Annotated in this window: 2 protein-coding genes and 3 pseudogenes; 2 read left to right on the top strand and 3 right to left on the bottom strand. The window is 62.4% G+C overall.

What is annotated here, in order from left to right; all coding sequences use genetic code 11:
- Window positions 1-127 precede the first annotated feature (127 nt).
- Both FS320_RS39320 and FS320_RS39315 read right to left on the bottom strand, forming a co-directional pair.
- The gene (locus FS320_RS39320) at window positions 128-904 is read right to left on the bottom strand and encodes a molybdopterin-binding protein (protein WP_152717811.1); all 777 of its coding nucleotides are present in this window, start codon (window positions 902-904) and stop codon (window positions 128-130) included.
- Window positions 888-1,714, bottom strand: a pseudogene (locus tag FS320_RS39315) (cytochrome b/b6 domain-containing protein). The gene FS320_RS39320 and the pseudogene FS320_RS39315 overlap by 17 nt, the downstream one beginning before the upstream one ends.
- Window positions 1,715-2,029: 315 nt before the next feature.
- On the opposite strand from FS320_RS39315, the pseudogene FS320_RS39310 reads away from it, so the two are divergent.
- Together FS320_RS39310 and FS320_RS39305 are read left to right on the top strand one after the other, a co-directional pair.
- Window positions 2,030-2,394: pseudogene (locus FS320_RS39310) on the top strand (ArsR/SmtB family transcription factor).
- Window positions 2,372-2,890 (top strand): SRPBCC family protein, encoded by a 519-nt coding sequence (locus FS320_RS39305; protein WP_152717809.1) that lies wholly within the window; start codon window positions 2,372-2,374, stop codon window positions 2,888-2,890. Before FS320_RS39310 ends, FS320_RS39305 begins: the two are co-directional and overlap by 23 nt.
- Window positions 2,891-2,984: 94 nt before the next feature.
- Here FS320_RS39305 and FS320_RS39300 read toward each other — a convergent pair.
- Window positions 2,985-4,067, bottom strand: a pseudogene (locus tag FS320_RS39300) (FAD-dependent oxidoreductase); the annotation flags it as partial.
- Window positions 4,068-4,195 lie beyond the last annotated feature (128 nt).

The raw sequence follows: 4,195 nt of genomic DNA, 5'->3' as shown, positions 1-4,195 counted from the left end.
CACCCATCCGCCCCGAACGCCACGTCGCCCAGTCGATCGCCACCATCCGGGCTGAACTCATCTGCACTCTCGTGCGAAGGCTCCCACGATGTCCCTGCTGCCACACAAAGTTTATGACACAGTAGTACTAGATGCCCGCGTACCATTCATAGCCGCGGTCTTCCCAATAACCGCCGCGACCGCGGCCGATTCCGGCAAAATTCTCCACGAGCTCGATCCGCATTACGTACTTGGCCATCTTGTAGCCGAGCTGACGTTCCACCCGCAGCCGCAGCGGCGCCCCATGCGGGATCGGCAGCGGCTGGCCATTCATCTCGTAAGCCAGGATCGTCTGCGGGTGATAGGCGTCCTCGAACCCGAGGCTCTCATAGTACTGGCCGGTGCCATCCAGCGTCGGTTCGAGCGTGTCAGCGCAGTGGAACACGACGTAACGCGCTTGGTGTTGCACGCCAGCCTGCTCCAGCACATGGGCCAGCGGCACACCGGTCCATTTGCCGATGCAGCTCCAGCCCTCAACGCAGTCATGCCGCGTGATCTGCGTGCGTGAAGGCATCGTCCGGAGGTCGGCCAGGGAAAGCTGCTGCGGGCGCTCGACCAGGCCATCGACCTGCAGTCGCCAGCCGGCAAAGCCTTTCTCGGCGAGGGTCTGGTAGTCGAAGTCGTCGACCGACGTTGATCCGTTCGCTTTGAACACGGGCGAGAGATCCGCCTCGGTGTATTCGCGGGCGAGAGGGCCTGAACCGAGCAGGAACCGTTGCGCCCTTAGGGTGGCACTCTCGGCACTGTCGAGGACTTGCCGGAACCAGGGTGCCTCGGAGAGGCGATCGCAGCCGCCCAGGGCCAGGGTTCCGGCCAAGGCACCGGCTCGCCTGAGAAAGCTGCGTCGCTCAGGATCGGTTCGCATGAGCGCCTCCCGGAAGAACATAGGAACCGGTGATCATCGAGCGCAGGTTGTTCCAGGCCCCCGACAGCAGGACCATGGCCACATGCACGATGACGAACAGTACCAGTCCGGATGCGGCCAGGAAGTGGATCGTGCGGGCGGATTGCCGGCCGCCGAAGAGGGTGAGGAGTTCGGGAACGGCGGCATTTACCCCGGGGGACATGGTCAGGCCGGTGAGAAACACCAGCGGCAGCAACACCAGGGCGACGATCAGATAGGCCAACTTCTGGAGAGCGTTGTAATGCCGGGCGTCGTCTCCGCGTGGGAAGCGCAGGAGCAGGTGCTCCCGGATCGTATGCCCGATTTTCCTGAGCTGTGATCCCGTCGGGAGGAGATCGCGTCGCAGATGGCCGCTGACGATGCTGTACAGAAGGTACACAGCGCCGTTGAGAACGAGCAGCCAGGCGAAGAAGAAGTGCCACCGCCGCCCGGTTGCGAGATCCTGGTAGCTCGGCAGGGTCAGCCAAGACGGGAAGCCGCGCTCCTGGAGATTTCCTCCGGATCCGGCTGACGCGCCAAGAACACCCGTGGTGTCGAATGAATGTCCGAAGAGCTGCGTGACACCCTTGGTTCGGCCTTGATCACTATTCGTCGCTGTCAGGGCGAAGATCGGCTGATCAAACGTAGAGGCCTGCCCCATTAGAGCGCCGGATGGGCGTTGAAGATCTGGAGGCCGCTCATCAGGAGGATCAGCAAGCAGATTGCATTGGCCCAGTGTGTCACACGGACCATGATCGAATGCCGGCGAATGATAGCGGGTTGCTCGAGCATGGGCGATTCCCGTCAAGCCGTACGGGATCATACACCGGGCCTGGACTGAGGGACGGCGGGCAGACCAACACAATCATGTGAGCTGTCTCAAGTGGCTCGTTGGAATCTTAGCCGTCCGTCAGCGCCAACCCATGGGCCCAGTCCCGCTACCATGCCAACCGAGCAGCGAAAGCGCTGCCGCGCCCCAGGGCGTGTTGATGACCGTGAGCAAATGAAGGCTGCGGCGAGATGGGTCAGTTTGGGGAACGCGGCTGGCAAAGGATCGCGCTCGGTCTCCCCTTGCATGTCGCCAATCCGCAGTACATACTGAACCAGATGGTTCAGTATACGAGATCCCGCCTCGATGCTTCGTTCGCCGCGCTCTCGGACGCCACCCGACGCGGCGTTCTGGAGCAGCTCGGACGTGCGGACGCTTCGATCACGGACCTTGCCGAGAAATTCCACATGACCCTCACAGGCATGAAGAAGCACGTCGACGTCTTGGATCAGGCGGGGCTCGTCATCACACAGAAGGTCGGGCGCGTGCGGACCTGCAAGCTCGGCCTACGCCGACTGGAGGAAGAGGCGGCTTGGATCGAGAGCTACCGCCAGCTCTGGGATGCACGCTCGACGCGTTGGACAAGGTTGTCAAGGAATTGAAACGGAGGGAGAAACGCGATGAACGAAAGAAGAGAGAGTGAGCCCACCCCCACGAAGAACCGCACGACCGTGGAACGGAAGTCCGACCGGGAGCTGGTCGTTACACGAACCTTTGACGCCCCAGCGCGTATCGTGTTCGAGGCTTGGACCAAGCCCGAGCTGTTCAAGCGGTGGTGGGCGCCGAAATCGACCGGCGTACCCCTGCTTTCCTGCGAGATGGATGTTCGGGTCGGGGGCAGGTACCGTCTCGAGTTCGGCCACGATGCGTCAAACTCCACGGCATTCTTCGGTCAGTACATCGAAGTGACGCCGCACTCCCGCCTCGTCTGGACCAATGAGGAAGGTGATGACGCTCCCGTGACGACGGTGACCTTTGAGGAACAGGACGGCAAGACGCTGCTGGTCCTGCACGAACTCTATCCCTCAAAGGAAGCTCTCGATGACACGATTGCGGGAATGGAGGGTGGGATGCCCGAGCAGTTCGAGCAACTGGACGAGCTTCTCGTCACCCTGGGCGCGAGCATGGGGCGGTCGTGAAGTCGTCGATCTCGCGGTCGGCCGCCGTCCCGCCAAACCGACCCATCTCGCGGCTGCCTTCATGAACTCACGGTCATCAACCTGGGTCTGTCCGTCAACCGATCTCCCGTGGTGGCAGCGACTTACGGGCGGGGCCATGGATCACGGTTCCGTCACGCTCGAATACCGAGCCATGGCACGGGCAATCCCAGGTGCGATCTGCATTGTTCCAGGTCACGGTACAGCCCTTGTGCGTGCAGCTTGCCGAGAGGGCATGAAGGGTACCATCATCCTCCCGCCAGACCGCTATCTTCTCGTCACCCCGGACGACGACCCCACCTTCACCGGGGGCGATCTGCGCCACGTCACCGACCATCGATTGCGTGTCGCCACTCTTGTGGAAGTCCTTCGGGGGCGGACGGTCCGGCTGATAGAGCCGCCCCCATAGCCGGGAGCCCGCCACGATTTCATGGGCAATCGCCAGGCCTGCTGCGGTGCCGTTGCTGATGCCCCAGCCGTTAAAGCCTGTAGCCACATAAAAGCCGGGTGCCTCTTTAACATCCGGCTGTCCGACGAAGGGCATGCGGTCCGGAGTATCGTAATCCTCATTGCACCAGCGCCAGACAGCTTCGCGCACGGGCAGATGGGCTCGGGTCCATTCCTCCAACTCCCGGAAACGGCGAGCAACATCACCGTCCTGTCCGGTGTTGAATCGCGGTCCCAAGGTGATGATCAGAGGTCCGTCCGCGTCGCGTCCGGTTCGGATAGAGTGGGTGGGGTCGTCGATACTGATGAACATGCCATCGAGTGCCTCCGAATGGTCGGTGCGGAAGGCCATAGCCACATGGCAGCGGGGCTGAGTGCGGTTGGCATAGCCCACCGGGCTTTTGACCGTGATGTTGGTCGCGACCACAAGATGATCGGCCCTTACCTGACCTTTGCCAGTTCCGATGGACCACCGGTCGGGATGATCAAAGCTGACGGCCCGGCTGTGCTCATAGATCCGCCCGCCGCGGGCCTGAACCGCAGCCGCCAGTCCGACGAGATACCGGGCTGGATTGAACTGGGACTGATCGCGGAACTCCAGAGCTCCGGCCGTCGCGAATGGCAGTGGTGCCTTGTCGAGGACGCGGGCATCGAAGCCGAGTTCCCGGGCCGCCTCTGCCTCGGCCCGAATGTCCTCCACCCGGCTCGGATCGGACCTATGCTGGATTTTGGGTGATGGGGCCGATCAGGCGACGTTGTGTGTTGGCGTCGTTGCGATCTCGGTGCCGTCCTGGAATCTGACACCCGCGATTACTTTCGGCAACTGGTTTTCGCCCATCA

It is taken from the genome of Microvirga tunisiensis (assembly GCF_009296175.1).
GTDB lineage: Bacteria > Pseudomonadota > Alphaproteobacteria > Rhizobiales > Beijerinckiaceae > Microvirga > Microvirga tunisiensis.
This window is presented reverse-complemented; position numbering and strand designations above follow the sequence as displayed.

Coding starts and splice junctions, on each gene's coding strand:
- FS320_RS39320 (WP_152717811.1), bottom strand. CDS start 904: ATGCGAACCGATCCTGAGCGACGCAGCTTTCTCAGGCGAGCCGGTGCC.
- FS320_RS39305 (WP_152717809.1), top strand. CDS start 2,372: ATGAACGAAAGAAGAGAGAGTGAGCCCACCCCCACGAAGAACCGCACG.